General features: G+C 64.6%; 14 protein-coding genes and 2 pseudogenes. 10 read left to right on the top strand and 6 right to left on the bottom strand.

The features are described 5' to 3' along the window. Positions 1–1,207 (top strand): ATP-binding protein (locus WCB02_RS20720; RefSeq protein WP_423960950.1); only part of this gene is annotated, 1,207 nt, incomplete at its 5' end. A 133-nt stretch (positions 1,208–1,340) separates the two neighbouring features. Here WCB02_RS20720 and WCB02_RS20715 read toward each other — a convergent pair. After that, positions 1,341–1,659: pseudogene (locus WCB02_RS20715) on the bottom strand (ArsR/SmtB family transcription factor). Positions 1,660–1,694: 35 nt separating this feature from the next. Here WCB02_RS20715 and WCB02_RS20710 point away from each other — a divergent pair. Then, a pseudogene (locus WCB02_RS20710) lies at positions 1,695–2,150 on the top strand (SDR family NAD(P)-dependent oxidoreductase); the annotation flags it as partial. 293 nt (positions 2,151–2,443) lie between these two features. Here WCB02_RS20710 and WCB02_RS20705 read toward each other — a convergent pair. From WCB02_RS20705 to WCB02_RS20695, 3 genes are read right to left on the bottom strand one after another with little or no spacing between them, the layout of a single operon-like run. After that, on the bottom strand, positions 2,444–3,865 hold the full coding sequence (locus WCB02_RS20705) for a sensor histidine kinase (RefSeq protein WP_423960949.1): 1,422 nt from the start codon (positions 3,863–3,865) through the stop codon (positions 2,444–2,446). After that, positions 3,862–4,572 carry a response regulator gene (locus WCB02_RS20700; protein ID WP_423960947.1) on the bottom strand — a complete coding sequence of 237 codons (711 nt, stop codon included), beginning with the start codon at positions 4,570–4,572 and terminating at the stop codon, positions 3,862–3,864. The genes WCB02_RS20705 and WCB02_RS20700 overlap by 4 nt, the downstream gene beginning before the upstream one ends. Continuing rightward, complete coding sequence (locus WCB02_RS20695) at positions 4,538–4,768, bottom strand: hypothetical protein (protein WP_423960945.1); 231 nt, start codon at positions 4,766–4,768, stop codon at positions 4,538–4,540. Before WCB02_RS20695 ends, WCB02_RS20700 begins: the two co-directional genes overlap by 35 nt. Between WCB02_RS20695 and WCB02_RS20690 the strand changes: the two genes are divergently transcribed. Next, a complete protein-coding gene (locus WCB02_RS20690) occupies positions 4,752–5,045 on the top strand; it encodes a hypothetical protein (RefSeq protein WP_423960943.1) in 294 nt (97 codons plus the stop codon). The two genes, WCB02_RS20695 and WCB02_RS20690, sit on opposite strands and share 17 nt — an antisense overlap. 259 nt (positions 5,046–5,304) lie before the next feature. Continuing rightward, positions 5,305–6,444: a TAXI family TRAP transporter solute-binding subunit gene (locus WCB02_RS20685; protein ID WP_423960941.1), complete on the top strand. Its 1,140-nt coding sequence runs from the start codon at positions 5,305–5,307 to the stop codon at positions 6,442–6,444. A gap of 225 nt (positions 6,445–6,669) precedes the next feature. On the opposite strand, the gene WCB02_RS20680 is transcribed toward WCB02_RS20685, so the two are convergent. Continuing rightward, complete coding sequence (locus tag WCB02_RS20680; protein WP_423960939.1) at positions 6,670–7,656, bottom strand: metallophosphoesterase; 987 nt, start codon at positions 7,654–7,656, stop codon at positions 6,670–6,672. Positions 7,657–7,845: 189 nt separating this feature from the next. Beyond that, positions 7,846–8,562 carry a GntR family transcriptional regulator gene (locus WCB02_RS20675; protein WP_423960937.1) on the bottom strand — a complete coding sequence of 239 codons (717 nt, stop codon included), beginning with the start codon at positions 8,560–8,562 and terminating at the stop codon, positions 7,846–7,848. Between the two features lie 231 nt (positions 8,563–8,793). On the opposite strand from WCB02_RS20675, the gene WCB02_RS20670 reads away from it, so the two are divergent. The 6 genes from WCB02_RS20670 to WCB02_RS20645 form a co-directional block, all read left to right on the top strand. Then, the gene (locus WCB02_RS20670; protein WP_423960935.1) at positions 8,794–10,032 is read left to right on the top strand and encodes an alpha/beta hydrolase family protein; all 1,239 of its coding nucleotides are present in this window, start codon (positions 8,794–8,796) and stop codon (positions 10,030–10,032) included. A 154-nt stretch (positions 10,033–10,186) separates the two neighbouring features. Continuing rightward, on the top strand, positions 10,187–11,083 hold the full coding sequence (locus WCB02_RS20665) for a polysaccharide deacetylase family protein (RefSeq protein WP_423960934.1): 897 nt from the start codon (positions 10,187–10,189) through the stop codon (positions 11,081–11,083). 10 nt (positions 11,084–11,093) lie between these two features. Beyond that, entirely contained in the window at positions 11,094–11,954 is an 861-nt protein-coding gene (locus WCB02_RS20660; RefSeq protein WP_423960932.1) for a branched-chain amino acid ABC transporter permease, read from the top strand. Continuing rightward, on the top strand, positions 11,951–12,946 hold the full coding sequence (locus WCB02_RS20655) for a branched-chain amino acid ABC transporter permease (protein ID WP_423960930.1): 996 nt from the start codon (positions 11,951–11,953) through the stop codon (positions 12,944–12,946). The genes WCB02_RS20660 and WCB02_RS20655 overlap by 4 nt, the downstream gene beginning before the upstream one ends. Before the next feature lie 17 nt (positions 12,947–12,963). Beyond that, the gene (locus tag WCB02_RS20650; protein ID WP_423960928.1) at positions 12,964–14,223 is read left to right on the top strand and encodes an ABC transporter substrate-binding protein; all 1,260 of its coding nucleotides are present in this window, start codon (positions 12,964–12,966) and stop codon (positions 14,221–14,223) included. A gap of 14 nt (positions 14,224–14,237) precedes the next feature. After that, positions 14,238–14,387, top strand: a 150-nt coding sequence (locus WCB02_RS20645) for an ATP-binding cassette domain-containing protein (RefSeq protein ID WP_423960952.1), incomplete at its 3' end; no start/stop codon positions are given.

The raw sequence follows: 14,387 nt of genomic DNA, 5'->3' as shown, positions 1-14,387 counted from the left end.
CGGCTATTTCGTGCTGTCGGTCGACATCACCGAGCGCAAGCGCATCGAGGACGAACTGCGGCAGGCCCAGAAGATCGAAGCCATCGGGCAGCTGGCCGGGGGGATCGCGCACGATTCCAACAACATGCTGGCGGCGACGCTCGGCAATCTCGATCTGCTGCTCGACGCCTTGCCGTCCGCCGACGTCGCCCGCCGCAGCCTGGCCGAACGGGCGATGGAGGCGGCCGAGCGGGTTGCCGATCTCAACCGCCGCCTGCTCGCTTTCGCGCGCAAGCAGACGCTGCGGCCGCAGATCACCGACGTCAACCAGCTGGTCAGTGGGATGACGACGATCCTGCAGCGGACGCTCGGCGAAACCATCGAGATCGAAGTCGCGCAGGACCCGGTGCTGTGGCGCTGCCTGATCGATCCGACGCAATTGCAGAACGCGCTGCTCAACCTGGCCCTCAACGCGCGGGATGCGATGGCAGGCAGCGGGCGCCTGACGATCACGACCGCGAACGCCGCGCTCGACCAGCCGCTCGACGACGGCGACGAACGCATCGTCCCCGGTGATTACGTGACGATCGCGGTGTCGGACATGGGCGCCGGCATGCCGCCCGAGATCGCGCGCCGCGCGTTCGAGCCGTTCTTCACCACCAAGGAGGTCGGCAAGGGTTCGGGGCTCGGCCTCAGCATGGTCTATGGCTTCGCCAGGCAATCGGGAGGCACGGTGGTGATAGCGAGCCGAGTGTCGCATGGCACGCGCGTCACGCTGTATCTGCCGAGCGCGGGACCGGCGGCAACCGAGCGGCCGCGCGCCGAGCCGGCGCGATTGCCGCGACAAGGGAGCGGCGAACGGATTCTCGTGGTGGAGGATAATCCGCTGGTGCGCGCCATGGCATCCAGCATGCTGTCCTCAATGGGCTACAGCCCGGTTCTCGTCATCAATGCATCCTCGGCGATGGCCGAACTGGAGCGGCCGAAGGCGATCTCGCTGCTGCTGACCGATATTCTCCTGCCCGGCGGCATGACGGGCTTTGACCTGGCGCGCCAGGCGCGCCGCAGATGGCCCGACCTGCCCATTCTCTTCATGTCCGGCTTCGCCGATCCCTCGCTGGTGCCCGACGAATTCCGCACCAATACCAGGCTGCTCGCCAAGCCATTCCGTCTGGGGCAATTGTCCGAAGCGATCGTGTTCGCCCTGGCCGGCGCAAAAGTGACCTGAGCTCGCGGCAATCAACGCTCGCTCCTTGTCATTGCGAGCGCCAGCGACTTTGTCGGCCGAGCCTTGGCGGAAGCAATCCATCGCGCCGCGCGAAAGGAAGGTGGCTTGCTGCTTGCCGTCCCCGATCAACGACCTACGAGTCCTGATGAAATCGCAGGATCGTCTGCAGCAATTTTGGAAAGCGCGCGTTGATGTCCGCTTCGCGGACGACGTTGCGGTGCTCGACGCCTTTTTTCGAGGTCCGGATCAGGCCCGCTTCGCGCAAGACGCGGAAGTGATTCGACAGGGTCGACTTGGCGATCGTTGGGCAAGGGGGCTGCTTCGGTGCAGGACATGCACCCGTTCTGCTCGAGCAGGCTTTTCACGATGCGCAGCCGCATCGGGTCCGCGAGCGCTGCCAGCACTCCGGCCAATGTGATGTCCTCGCGCGCCGGGTGAACGAATTGAACCATGCCGAAACATATAGCGCTGCCCTTGAATCCGTTCGCCGCTGGACGGCATCACCGCCGAACACTTCCACAAGCATTTCGATCTCAACGTGCTCGGCCTCCTATTGGTTTCGCAAGAAGCGGTGCTCCATTTCAAGGAGACCGGCGGAAGCATCATCAACATCAGTTCTGGCGTCTCCACCATCGCGCCGCCGAATTCCGCCGTCTACACCGCGACCAAAGCCTCGGTGGATGCCATCTCGTCGGTGCTGTCGAAGGAACTGGCGCCGCGCAAGATCCGCGTCAATACCGTGAACCCCGGCATGATCGCCACCGAAGGCGTCGTTTCGGCCGGACTTGCCGAGGGAGACATGCGCAAATGGATCGAGTCCATCACGCCACTTGGCCGAATCGGCAAGGTCGAGGAGATCGCGGCCGCCGTCGCCTTCTTCGCATCAGATGACGCCTCCTACGTCACCGGTGAAACGCTGCACGTGACGGGCGGCTTGCACTGACAAGCGCGTCCAATCGCCAGTTTTTCGTAATGGCGTGACGACCGCTTGCGAAACCAGCCGTCATTGCGAGCGCCGGCAAAGCCCGAGGCGCATGTTCTGCGTCGCGCGTTCCCCGGGCCATAGGCGCGCAGCCCGGCAAAGGAAGCTGGATTGATTCGTCGCAAGGGCTCCTCGCAATGACGCCCGAGCAGGACGCGCGCCGGATCGTCGACATGACGGCGGCGGCGCGCTCAATCCAGTTCGATGACACGGCGCTTCACGAATCGAGCAGCCTGCCATCGGAACTCCCTGCTTCATCGCGTGCCGATTTTCGGGGCCCACTTCACTGTCCTCTTGCCCTTGTCCTGTTGCGCCTCGGCGGCATCGAGCGCGGGGATGCTGATCGTGAATCTCGCGCCGCCGATGGGCGCGTCCGTGATCTCGATGAAGCCGCCGTGCTGGCGCTCGATGATGCCGCGCGCGATTGCAAGGCCTAGGCCGGTGCCGCCGGTGGCGCGATTGCGGGACTGCTCGCCGCGATGAAAGGCGCGGAACACGGTCTGGCGATCCGCGGGTGGAATGCCGGGGCCGTCGTCGTCGACGGTGACCTCGACCATTCCCTGCCTGTGCTGCACCCACGCTTGCGCCCTGTGGCCGTAGCGCAGCGCGTTGCCGATGATGTTCGACAGCGCCCGCGACAGCGCCGCACGATCGCCGGCGACGAGAAAAGGCCCGCGGCCGAGCGAGTGCAGGACCACCTCGTTGCCAGCCAGCCGCGCGGCCTCCACCTCATGGCTGACCACGGCCATGAGGTCCACACGATCCTTGATCTGCAGCGGATTGGCGTGCACCGCGAGCAATAGCGCGTCTTCGAGAAAGGCGTCCATCGCCGCGAGATCGCGGCCGGCCTTGCCGAGCTGCTCGGGGTCGTCCAGCAGATCCAGCCTGAGCTTCAGCCGCTGCACATAGGTCTTGATGTCGTGCGCGATCGCTCCCAGCATGGCGTTGCGCTCGTCGAACAACGTGGCGACCTGCTGCTGCATGCGCTGGGTGTGCCGCGCCAGTGCGGCGATCTCGGGCGAGCCGCGCGGCAAAATCGGCTGCGGCACGCCGGTTGCGGCAAAAGCTTCGACCGAGCGTGCGATGCGCTCGACCGCACGACCCTCGCGCAGGATCGCGATCAGCACGCCACTGGCGAGCAGCAGCCCGACCACGCCGACCCAGAACCCCGTCGGCAGGCCGAAAAAGCGCGGCAGTAGATCGCCGCGGGCCTCGGCGACCAGCCATTGTCCGGTCGCGAGCTGGACATAGACCGAGACCGGTTCGTTCGACAGCGCCCAGTTCAGCGCGCGACGCTCGGCGCCGAACGGCCTGGCACGGGTGAGGGCGACCACGGTGTCCGCGTCGGTCGCGCCGAGGCGGCTGCGCACGGCCTGTTCGATCTCGCGGACATGCGCGAGCCCGGATGAGACCGGGGGCGGCGCCTGCGTCGCGACGCGATAACTGAGGCCGGCCGAGGACATCGCAGTCAGCACGTCCTGGCGTTGCGGCTCGCCGAGTTGTGGCCAGAGGCGAACGGCGGCCGCGATCTGGTCGGGCACGAGGCTGACGCCGTGGCCGACGCGCCGCCTGGCCGCCTCCACGAAGGTCGACGTCAGCGCGAGCACCTCGACCAGGATGGCGAGCACCGCGATCCAGAACAGGATCCGCCATACGCGCCGCCGCGGCGGCGTCACGGTGCGTCGTCCAGGGCCGAGATCAGGATATAGCCGACATTGCGCACGGTCTTGATGCCGTCCTCCGGAAAGCCGGCATCGACGAGCTTTCGCCGCAGCCGGCTCATCTGCACATCGATGTTGCGGTCGAAAATGTCGGCGGCGCGCCCGCGCGTCCAGTCGATCAACTGATCGCGCGAGAGGGTGCGCCCCGGCCGCTCGACGAAGCAGGTCAGGAGATCGAACTCGCCCGAGGTCAGCGGCAGCGCCATCCCCTCGCGGTCGAGCACGGCGCGGCGAGCGCGGTCGATGATCAGGCCGCCGACCGAGCAACGGCCGGCGTGCCGGGAGGCGCCGCTGCGCCGCAGGATCGCCCTCACGCGCGCCACCAGCTCCCGCCGTTCGAACGGCTTTGCAAGATAGTCGTCGGCGCCGGTCTCGAGCCCGATCGAACGGTCGATGCTGAGCGAGCGCGCCGAAATCATCAGGATCGGAACGTCGAGCGTCTCGCGCAGATGTTGGCAAAAGGTCAGGCCGTCCTCGCCCGGCATCATGATGTCGAGGATGATCAGGTCGAACTCATTGCGCGGCCCGAGCACGCGGCGCGCGGTGGCGGCGTCCCTGGCTTCACGCACCTCGAAACCCTCCCGCGCCAGCGCGACCTGCAGCAATTTGCGGATCTCGTCATCATCGTCAATGACGAGGATTTTTGCCGACGATTTTACCATTGAGCGCATTTTCGCCACCCAGGCCGCTGGCCGCAAGCGGCAAATCCCGCTTGCAACAAATTGCAATATTCGCGAGCGCGCGGAGCAAAACGCCGGCGATATGGCCCGCGCATGGTTCGGCTATCCGCCGCCCCTCGAACGGGGCGGCAATCGAGTGGAGAACCATGATGATGAAATCGATGATCGTTGCGGCCACGGCCGCGCTGATGCTGACGGTCGGGCCCGCCGAAGCCGGAAGCTGGACCACGCACTGGACCGGGCCGCGCGGCGGTGTTTACGAAGGCAGCGGCAGCTGCGCCAACGGCGCCTGCCAAAGCTCGGGGACGTTCACAGGGCCGCTTGGCAGGGTCTGGCGCCACAACGGCAACTCACACCAGGTCGCGCCCGGCGAATGGGCCGGCGAGCACAGCATCGTCGGTCCCGGCGGCAACACCTGGCAGAATTCCTGGACCTGGCATGCCGCCGGAAAATGACGGGTCGCCTGGGCGCGTGGAGGAAATCTGATCGCCGGGCCATCGGCCGGATCCTGCAGTCTACGCGGATGTCGGGTCCAGCCGATTCAATTCAATCATAGATTGCAGGAGCTGGCTCTTTCCGGCGTCATCGGAGCGATCGCCGATGCACAGCGCCAGGGTAGCGCTTGCGAATTGGTCCGGCCAAGTTTCTGTCCTCATCGCCGCCGCTTTTGTATGGCAGATTCGGGGTAGCCCGGAGCTGAGCAGGAGTTGAACCGTGCGGGGCACAGTAGTGTGCGTGCTTGCGGCGACATTGGCGATGGCGGCGTCAAATTCTTTCTCGCAGACCGCCCGAAGCGGACCTGTCGCGACAGCCGCCGCTCTCGGCGAGGGGAGCAAGGTCCGGGAATCCAACGAATGGACGGTCGGTATTGCCGGCGGGCTGCTCGAAGGCACCAACATCCGTTTCGCAGCCGAGATGGCCAAGGTCCTGGACGATCGACCCAGGCTCCGCGTGCTGCCTATTGTCACTTACGGGGCGCTCGGCAATGTCGAAGACCTGCTCTACCTGAAGGGCGTCGATGTCACGATCACGTCGGCCGACGTGCTCGACCAATACGTCAAGAACGGAACGCTTGCGCACATCAAGGATCGGATTCGCTTTATCAGCAAGTTCTACCTCAATGAGGTTCACATCTATGTTCGCCCCGAGATCAAGACACTGGACGATCTCGTCGGCAAGAAGGTGAGCTTCAACACCGTGGGGAGCGCTGCGAACCTGACGGGAGCCATTCTGTTCGAGCGTCTTCAAATCAACGCGGAGAAAGTCTTCATCAACAACTCGATCGCCCTCGAAAAGATGCGGACCGGAGAGATCGCGGGCATCGTCCATGTCACCGGCAAACCGACCGATCTTTTCACGAGGTTCAAGCCGGAGCCGGGATTCCATTTCCTGCCGGTGCCGTTTTCGAACAATTTGCTAGACTACTACGTCCCGACCAAACTGACGTCCGCGGACTATCCCAACCTGATCCCGCCAGGCCAGTCCGTGGACACGATCGCCGTGCCGCAGGTGCTGGCGGTGTATAACTGGCCTCCCAATACCGACCGGTATGGCCGCGTCGCCCGCTTTGTCGAATATTTCTTCGATCGGTTCGACCAGTTCCAGAAGCCGCCGTTCCATCCGAAATGGAAAGAAGTCAATCTGTCCGCATCGGTACCCGGCTGGACCAGATTTCGACCCGCACAAGAGATGCTGGCGAAGCGGCCGAAGACGGAGCAGCCAGCTCGACTGGACGCCCCAGGCACCGGTCAAGAAGCGCCAAGCGCCGATCAAGCACCGGACCCCCGCGATCTCCTCGGTCAGTTTCGCAGTATGTCGGCGAGGAATCCTGGCCCTGGAGGACGGGTTCGATGAAAGCGACCATGGGGCGCGGCCTCATGAGACGCGGTCAGAGTGCTGGGCGGCAGCCCTGGAATGACGGTCGCGTGTAAGATCTTCCGTCATTGCGAGCGTCGGCGACGCAATCCGTCGCGGCGCGGAAAAGGTGGATGGATGATTTCGTCGCAAGGGCTCCTCGCATTGACGCTGGAGCAAGACAGTCACCCGCATCCTCGCTGCGCGCCGAGTCCGAGCCGATCTTCACGCGCGGCACAGCCGATGCAGCGTGATTTCCGGCGGGCAATTGAAGCGCACGGCGATGATGCTCGATCCCGCGCCGACCGATGTATAGCCGGCCATGGCGCCGTAGCGCCAGGCGCCGGCGCCCATCCGCCGCGGCAACACCGAGTCGAGCGTGAGCGGGATCGATCCGGGCAGGCAGATCTGGCCGCCATGGGTATGCCCGCTCAGGATCAGGTCGAAGCCGGCATGCGCGGCCTGGCGATAGATCTCCGGCGTGTGTGACAACAGCACGGCAAAGCCGCCCTCCGGTATCGGGGCGGCGGCCTTTTCGATATTGTCGACGCGAAAATAATGGGCATCGTCGATGCCCGCGACATGGATCGCCTGATCGCCGCGCCTGATGGTCTCGCATTCGTTCTGCAGCATCCGGATGCCCATGGCTTCGAGACCGGGCAGCATCCGGATCGAATCATGATTGCCGAGCACGCCATAGACCGGCTGCTTGAGACGGTCGATGACGCGCGCGGTGCCCTTCAATGCGGTTTCAAAAGGTCCAAAAGTCTTGCCGCGAAAATCGCCGGTCAAGACGCAGAGGTCGTATTGCAGGCCAACGACAAGCTCGATCAGCCGATGCATGGCGCGCTGGCTCATGTCGGCGTGGGTGTCGCTGATGTGAAGAATCGTGAAGCCATCGAAGTGCGGCGGAAGCCGCGCGCTCCTGACGTCGTTGGTCCGGACCATGACCCGTTCAGCGTTGCGGCGCCCGCGCCAGTACATCCCGCTCAGTTTCAGGATGGCCCGCAACACGGAATGAATCGAATACCAGTTCTCGATGTGAAAGACGTTCAGGCCCTGGCCGAAGATCTGCGCCTCATGGTCGGATTCGATTCCGAGGCGCTGCCGGGCATAGAGCCGTCCCAGGCGCTGCTCCAGCGCGGCGATGAGATCGGCGTCGACCGCCGGACCTTTGTGGAAAGCCGGCTCAGTTCCGCTATCCTGGCCCATGATGGTCTCTCTCCCAGGGGGCACGAGGTGCAAACGACGTGCAGGATAGGGACGCAATGCTTGACGAAGTCTTTGCGCGATCCGCCTGGAGCCCCGTTGAGACAGATCAAGACGCGGCGGCCGCCTTCGCTCTCTCGGCCTTCGGCGCGGCTGGCCCGCTTTCGCCTTCAGGATCCGGCGCGGCAAGCGTCAGGTCTTGCGCAGCGCTTCGCGAAGGGCGGCCGGCGATGACAGCGAGCGGACCAGGGATGCCTTGACGCTGGCGACGTGGTCGCGCATCAGCATTTCCGCCCGCCACGCGTCGCGGCTGACGATCGCCTCGAAAATGCGGTGATGGTCATCATGACGACGCCTGACGTCGCGCTCCTCGAACGCCACGACATTGCGCGGCGAAGACACCGGCACCTGCTGGCATAGATACACCATCTCGCTGATCAGGCGTGAGCCGGCGGCGGCGTGGATTGTCTCATGGATCGTTGCGTTGATGCGGCCGTACTTCCCACGATGCTCCTCCAGGAGACGGCCGTGGCGCAACAGGTCGTCGCCGTCCTGCAGCGCCTGGTCGATGGTCGCGCGCGCGCGCTCGCTCAATCCGCGTTCAGCGCCGAGCCGCGCGGCAAGACCTTCCAGCACGGCGCGAACTTCGTAGGCGTTGATGACCTCAGCCAGCGAAAACGCGCGCAAGCTGTAGCCGCGGTTCGGCCTGTAATCGAGCAGGCCCTCGGAGGCGAGCTTTTGCAGCGCGGCGCGCACCGGCGTCCGCGACACGCCGAGCAACGCCGTCAGCTTCACCTCATGCAGACGTTCGCCCGGCTCGAATTGCCCGGCGAGAATGGCGCCGCGCAGCGCCTCCATGACGGATTCCGACCGCGTCGAGGCGGGCTCGCGCGCACGCAGGTCAGTCATGGAATTTCCGACGCCTCCTTGGTCATGTATACAATACTACGTGAATGTCGATGGCGGGTTCAAGGAGCAGCAGCAACTTCCTGTCCTACGCTCGCAGTTTGCTTGGCATTGCAGCAGCCTGAACAATAGCTCTGCACGGCAAGCCTAAATCTTCCGCAAAATTGTATACATTTTCTTTGACGCCTCGCTCCGCTGAATGCAAGCTCCGACGGCGGAAGGACGGAAGCGCTGATGGCCGATAGGGACACCGCCGACGACACGATCGAGCAGATCACGGCCGACCGTGCGCCGCATTACGAGCCCTATGGCTGGCATCATTGGCCGGAGCACCCCTGGTTCGCCTACCAGTTCCGGCGCGGTCTCGGTGAAAGCCAGGAGGGCGGCGGTGCGGTCAGCGAGATCTTTCAGGCGGCCGCGCGCATCATTCCCGGCGATTTCGAAAGCTGGCACGCGGAGTGGCTGCGGGTTGCCAACCGCAATTGGGCGCGTGGCGAAGCGGCCGATCAGGCGGGTCACATCCGCACCGCGATGAACTGTTTTCTGCGGGCCGCGGATTACTACCGGCAGGCCGAGTTTTTTCTTGAGCCCGACGACAGCAGGCGATTGCCGACCTTCGAGAAGATGGAGGCGTCGAGCCGCCGCTTCCTGGCGCATCTCAATCCCCCCGGCGAGGTCGTCGACATTCCCTATCAGGACGGCAAGCCGATCTGCGGCTATTTCGTTCGCGCCCCGTTTCCGGGCGATCGTCTGCCGGTGCTGATCTGCATGGGTGGGCTCGATTCGATCAAGGACGAGATGTGGTTCATGCAGGCCCATGGCTGCCTGCAGCGCGGCATCTCGGTCTTGATGATCGACGGGCCGGGGCAGGGTGGCACCTTGCGCCGTCACGGCATCGTCGCTCGCCCCGATACGGAAGTGCCGATCGGCGCCTGCATCGATTGGCTCGTGACCCGCGATGATGTCGATCCCTTGCGCATCGCGGTGTGCGGCTCGTCGATGGGCGGATATTACGCGGCGCGCGCCGGCTGCCATGAACATCGTCTCGCGGCGACGATCTCGCATGGCGCGATTTTCGACGTCCACGAGATGTGGGGCGGGAAGGATGAGGATTTCGGCCTGGCGATGCACATCAAGTGGGTGATGGGCGCCAGGTCGATGACGGAGGCGCACGGCATCATGAAGGCCTTCACCCTGCAGGGCCAGCTCGATCACATGCAATGCCCGTTCCTGATCGTGCACGGCGGTCACGACGTGCTGACGGTCGCGCAGGCCAGTCGCGCGCATGATTATGCCAAGGCCAAAGGCGTCGACGTCACGTTGCGCATCGTCGCGCCGGACGAGACCGGCGCCGAGCATTGCCAGCACGACAATCCGACCATCGGCCAGGAATTGATCGCCGATTGGCTCGCCGACCGCTTCGGCATCGATCAGCGCGCGCTGCTGCGCGGCGGCTGGAACCCCCTGATCTGACGGAGCGCGCATGACTCTCGGCGTCGATCATCTCAGCCGGCTCGGCATGTTTGCCTCGGTGGAGAGTGCCGCATAAAGTCGGAAGCAGAGGCCTGCTCGCTGCGACGGTCGGCGCCAGGGAGACTTGACTGGAGACTTGACTGGAGATTTGACGATGCTGCCCACGGAACGGCTGGCCTACTCCGCGATCACCGAACGCCCTCAATTGGTGCTGCCGGGCCATGCGCGCATGGCGGTGTGGGTCATCGTCAATGTCGAGGAATGGGACCCCAAGGAGACGATGCCGCGCACCGTGCTGACGCCGCCCGCCGGCGGCGCGCCGATGCCCGACATACCGAACTGGGCCTGGCATGAATATGGCAATCGGGTCGGCTTCTGGCGCATGCTGGAGGTGCTCGACCGTTTTTCGATCAAGGCCGCGCTCGCCATCAACGGCAAGGCGATCGCGAGCTATGCGCCGATTGCATCCGCCGCGCATGAGCGCGGCTGGGAATTCATCGGGCACGGCTTTGGCCAGAAGAACATGCAGAAGGTCGCCGACGAGCGCGACGACATCCGCAGGACCAAGGACGCAATCAGGGAATTCACCGGGCGCGATCCGCGCGGTTGGCTCGGCCCCGGCCTGACCGAGACCTGGGAGACGCCGGACATCCTGGTCGAAGAGGGGTTCGACTATGTCTGCGACTGGGTGCTCGATGACCAGCCGGTGGTGCTGAAGACGCGCACCAGGCCGATCGTCAACATTCCCTATACCCAGGAATGCAACGACGTCGCGATGATGCTCATCCAGCACCACAAGGCGTCCGAATATCGCGACCGCGCCCTCGACCAGTTCGACCAGATCTACGCGGACTCGCAGGCGTCGGCGCGCATCATGGCGCTGGTGGTGCATCCCTACATCATGGGCGCGCCGCACCGGCTGAAATATTTCGCCGCGGCGCTCGAACACATCCGCCGCCACGACGACATCGTGTTCTGGACCGGCGCGCAGATCTTCGACTGGTATCTGGCGCAGCGTCCGGCGGCGTTGACGGCCGGCGCGCCGCCATGACTGTATCAACATGACCGGCATCAACCTGTTCCAGGTCCTGAACGGACTGACCTTTGCCGCGCTGCTGTTCATCGTGGCCTCCGGCTTCACCCTGATCTTCGGCGTGCTGCGCATCGTCAATCTCGCGCATGGCGCGCTCTATCTGGTCGGCGGCCTGGTGGGCTATTCCGCGGCACACGCGAGCGGCAGTTTCGTGCTCGGGATCCTTGCCGCGATGGCGCTGGTTGCCGTGCTGGGCGGGCTGCTGGAGCGCGGGCTGCTGCCGTTCGTACGCGGCGTCGAACTGCGCCAAGTGTTGCTGACGCTCGGCGTCGGCCTTGTGCTCGATGATCTCGGCCTCGTGATCTGGGGTGGCGATACGTTTTCGGTGCCGGTGCCGAGGTCGTTGATCGGCGCAATGCGAATCGGGGGCGTGATCTATCCGAAATATCGCATCTTCGTGCTCGGGCTCGGCATTGCCGTGTTCGCGGCCTTGTGGCTGCTGTTGAACAAGACCCGTCTCGGCGCGCTGATCCGCGCCGGCGTCGACGATCCCGAAATGGTCGAGGCAATGGGGATCAACATCCGCCAGGTGTTTCTCGGCACCTTCATGCTGGGCGCGGCGCTTGCCGGACTTGGCGGCGTCATCGGCGGCGCGTTCCTCACGCTGTATCCGAGCGCGGATGCGGAAATCCTGGTGTTCTCGCTTGCGGTGGTCATCATCGGCGGACGCGGCAGCCTGGTCGGCGCGGCGCTTGGCGCGCTGCTGGTCGGGTTGCTCAATTCGATCGGGCAGGTGATGTTTCCCGAGCTGGCCTATTTCGTCATCTTCGGACCGATGGCGCTGTTGCTGGCGTTTCGTCCGCTCGGTCTGTTCGGACGGGCGGCATGACGAGCGTGCCGCTCAGTTCCGAAGCTGCGGAGCGCGGGGGGCGACAGCTCGAGACATCGCGCGTGCTGCTCTGGATCGGGCTCGGATTGCTGGCGCTCGCCGGATTGCCGCTGCTGCTGTCGAACTATCAATTGTCGATCGCGACAGAGGTCCTGATCTTCAGCGTGCTGGCGATGTCGATCGACGTGCTTGCGGGTTTTGCGGGGCGGACCTCGCTCGGCCATGGTGCGATCTTCGGGGTTTCGGCCTATGTCGCGATCTACTGGAGCGCGACGCTTGGCGGCAACGTCTGGCTCGGGCTCGCGCTCGGCATTCTCGCCGCCACCGTGCTCGCCGCAGTGTTCGCGGCGCTGGCGATCCGCACCTCGGGCGTCTATTTCCTGCTGCTCACGCTGGCGCTCGGCATGATCGTGTGGGGCGTGTGCCTGCGCTGGACCGATGTCACCGGCGGCGAGAACGGGCTGCGCGGGCTGGGGCGTCCCGCTTTCATCGCCGGCCATGTCGGTTTCTATTACGCGGTGCTGATGGTGGTGGCGCCGCTGAGCTTCGTGATCTGGCGCTTCGTCCATTCGCCGTTCGGCCTGACCTTGCGCGGCATCCGCGATTCCGAAAGCCGCATGCGCAGCCTCGGCTACAATGTTCCGTTGCATCTGTTCATCGCCTTTGTCGCCTCGGGCTTCTTCGCCGGAATCGCGGGCGCGCTCTATGCACTGTTCAACGATTTCGTCAGCCCCTCCACGGTGCAATTGTCGCAATCGGTCAGCGGACTGCTGATGGCCATCACCGGCGGCATCGGAACGATCCTGGGATCGTTGGTCGGCGCGGCCGCCATCATCATCCTGGAAAACGTCGTGAGCGCGTTCACCGCGCGCTGGCCGACGGTGCTCGGGCTGACGTTCATCGTGATCATGATCTTCGCGCCGGAAGGCGTGGTCGGCCGCGCGCGTATCCTGTACCAGCGCCGGCGCTCCCGTTCGTCAAGGCAACAATGATCAATGAGGATCAATCGATGGACCGCAGACATTTTCTGAAAGCCACCGGCCTCGGATTGGCCGCCGGCAGCGGCGTTCTCGCAACGCCGTTTGTCGTGCGGGCGCAGAGCGCGCCGATCCGGATCGGATTGATGGCGCCGGAGACCGGCGTGGTCGCCGCCGGCGGCCGCGAGATCATCGACGGCTTCACGCTGTTCTGGGACAGCGTCGGCAACCAGGCCGGCGGCCGCAAGGTCGACATCACCGTCGAGGACGATGCCTCCAATCCCGACACCGCGCTGCAGAAGGCGCGCCGCCTGGTCGAGCAGGCCAAGGTCGATTTCCTGTTCGGCAATCTGCTGGCCAACACTGGGCTGGCGGTCGCCAATTATGTCAAGGACAACGGCACGCCCTATTTCATCCCGGTGATCGCAGCCGACGATCTGACCCAGCGCAAGCGCATCAGGAACGTGATCCGCGCCGGCGGCTATACCGCGAGCCAGTTCTCCCGGCCGCTGGCGGATTGGGCGCTGAAGCAGGGCTACCGGAAGGTTGCGATGATCGCGCAGGACTACACGTTCGGCCACGAACAATGCGGCGGCTTCGCGCAGACCTTCACCGAAGGCGGTGGTGCCGTGCTCGGACAGTTCTGGCATCCTTTGAACACGTCGGATTTCAGTCCCTATCTCGGCCAGCTGTCGGGCCTGCAGCCCGATGTCATATTCGCGATGGAGACCGGCGCGGACGCGGCGCGCCTGATCCAGCAATATGCAAGTTTTGGCCTGAAGGGACAGATTCCGCTGCTCGGCGCGCAGAACGCGACCGATCAGTCCGTGATCCGGACGCTGGGGAGCGAATGCGAAGGCATCGTCACCTCGGCGCATTTCGCCGAAGGCGCCGAGCTGCCGGCGACGCAGGCCTTCGTCAAAGCCTATTCGGACAGGTTCGGCAAGATTCCCTCGCTCTACGCCTTCTCGCATGATGTCGGCGCGATGTGGGTTGCCAAGGCCATCAACACGATCAACGGCAAGGTCGAGGATCGCGACCTGTTCCTCGACACCGTGCTGAAAACGGATCTGCAGGACAGCCCGCTCGGCAAGCCGGTTCACTTCGACGATTACGGCAATCCGGTCTACGACGTGTTCATCCGCAAGACGGTCAAAAACAAGGACGGCAAATACTGGAACGTGCCGATCGACACCTATCCGCAGGTGTCGCAGTTCTGGAAATACGATCCGGTGACCTACATGAAGCAGCCGCCTTATTCGCGCGACTTCCAGGGCATCAGGAAGGCCTGAGACATCGTCTGGTCATGACGGACAGCGCGCGCGACCCGATTCTGCGGCTTGATCATGTCGGCGTCCGTTTCGACGCGCTGAAGGCCGTCGACGACGTGTCGCTTCGTGTCGGGCGCGGCGAGCGGCGCGCCATCATCGGCCCGAACGGCGCCGGCAAGACCACC

The sequence above is a fragment of the Bradyrhizobium sp. genome (genome assembly GCF_049581145.1).
GTDB lineage: Bacteria > Pseudomonadota > Alphaproteobacteria > Rhizobiales > Xanthobacteraceae > Bradyrhizobium.
This window is presented reverse-complemented; position numbering and strand designations above follow the sequence as displayed.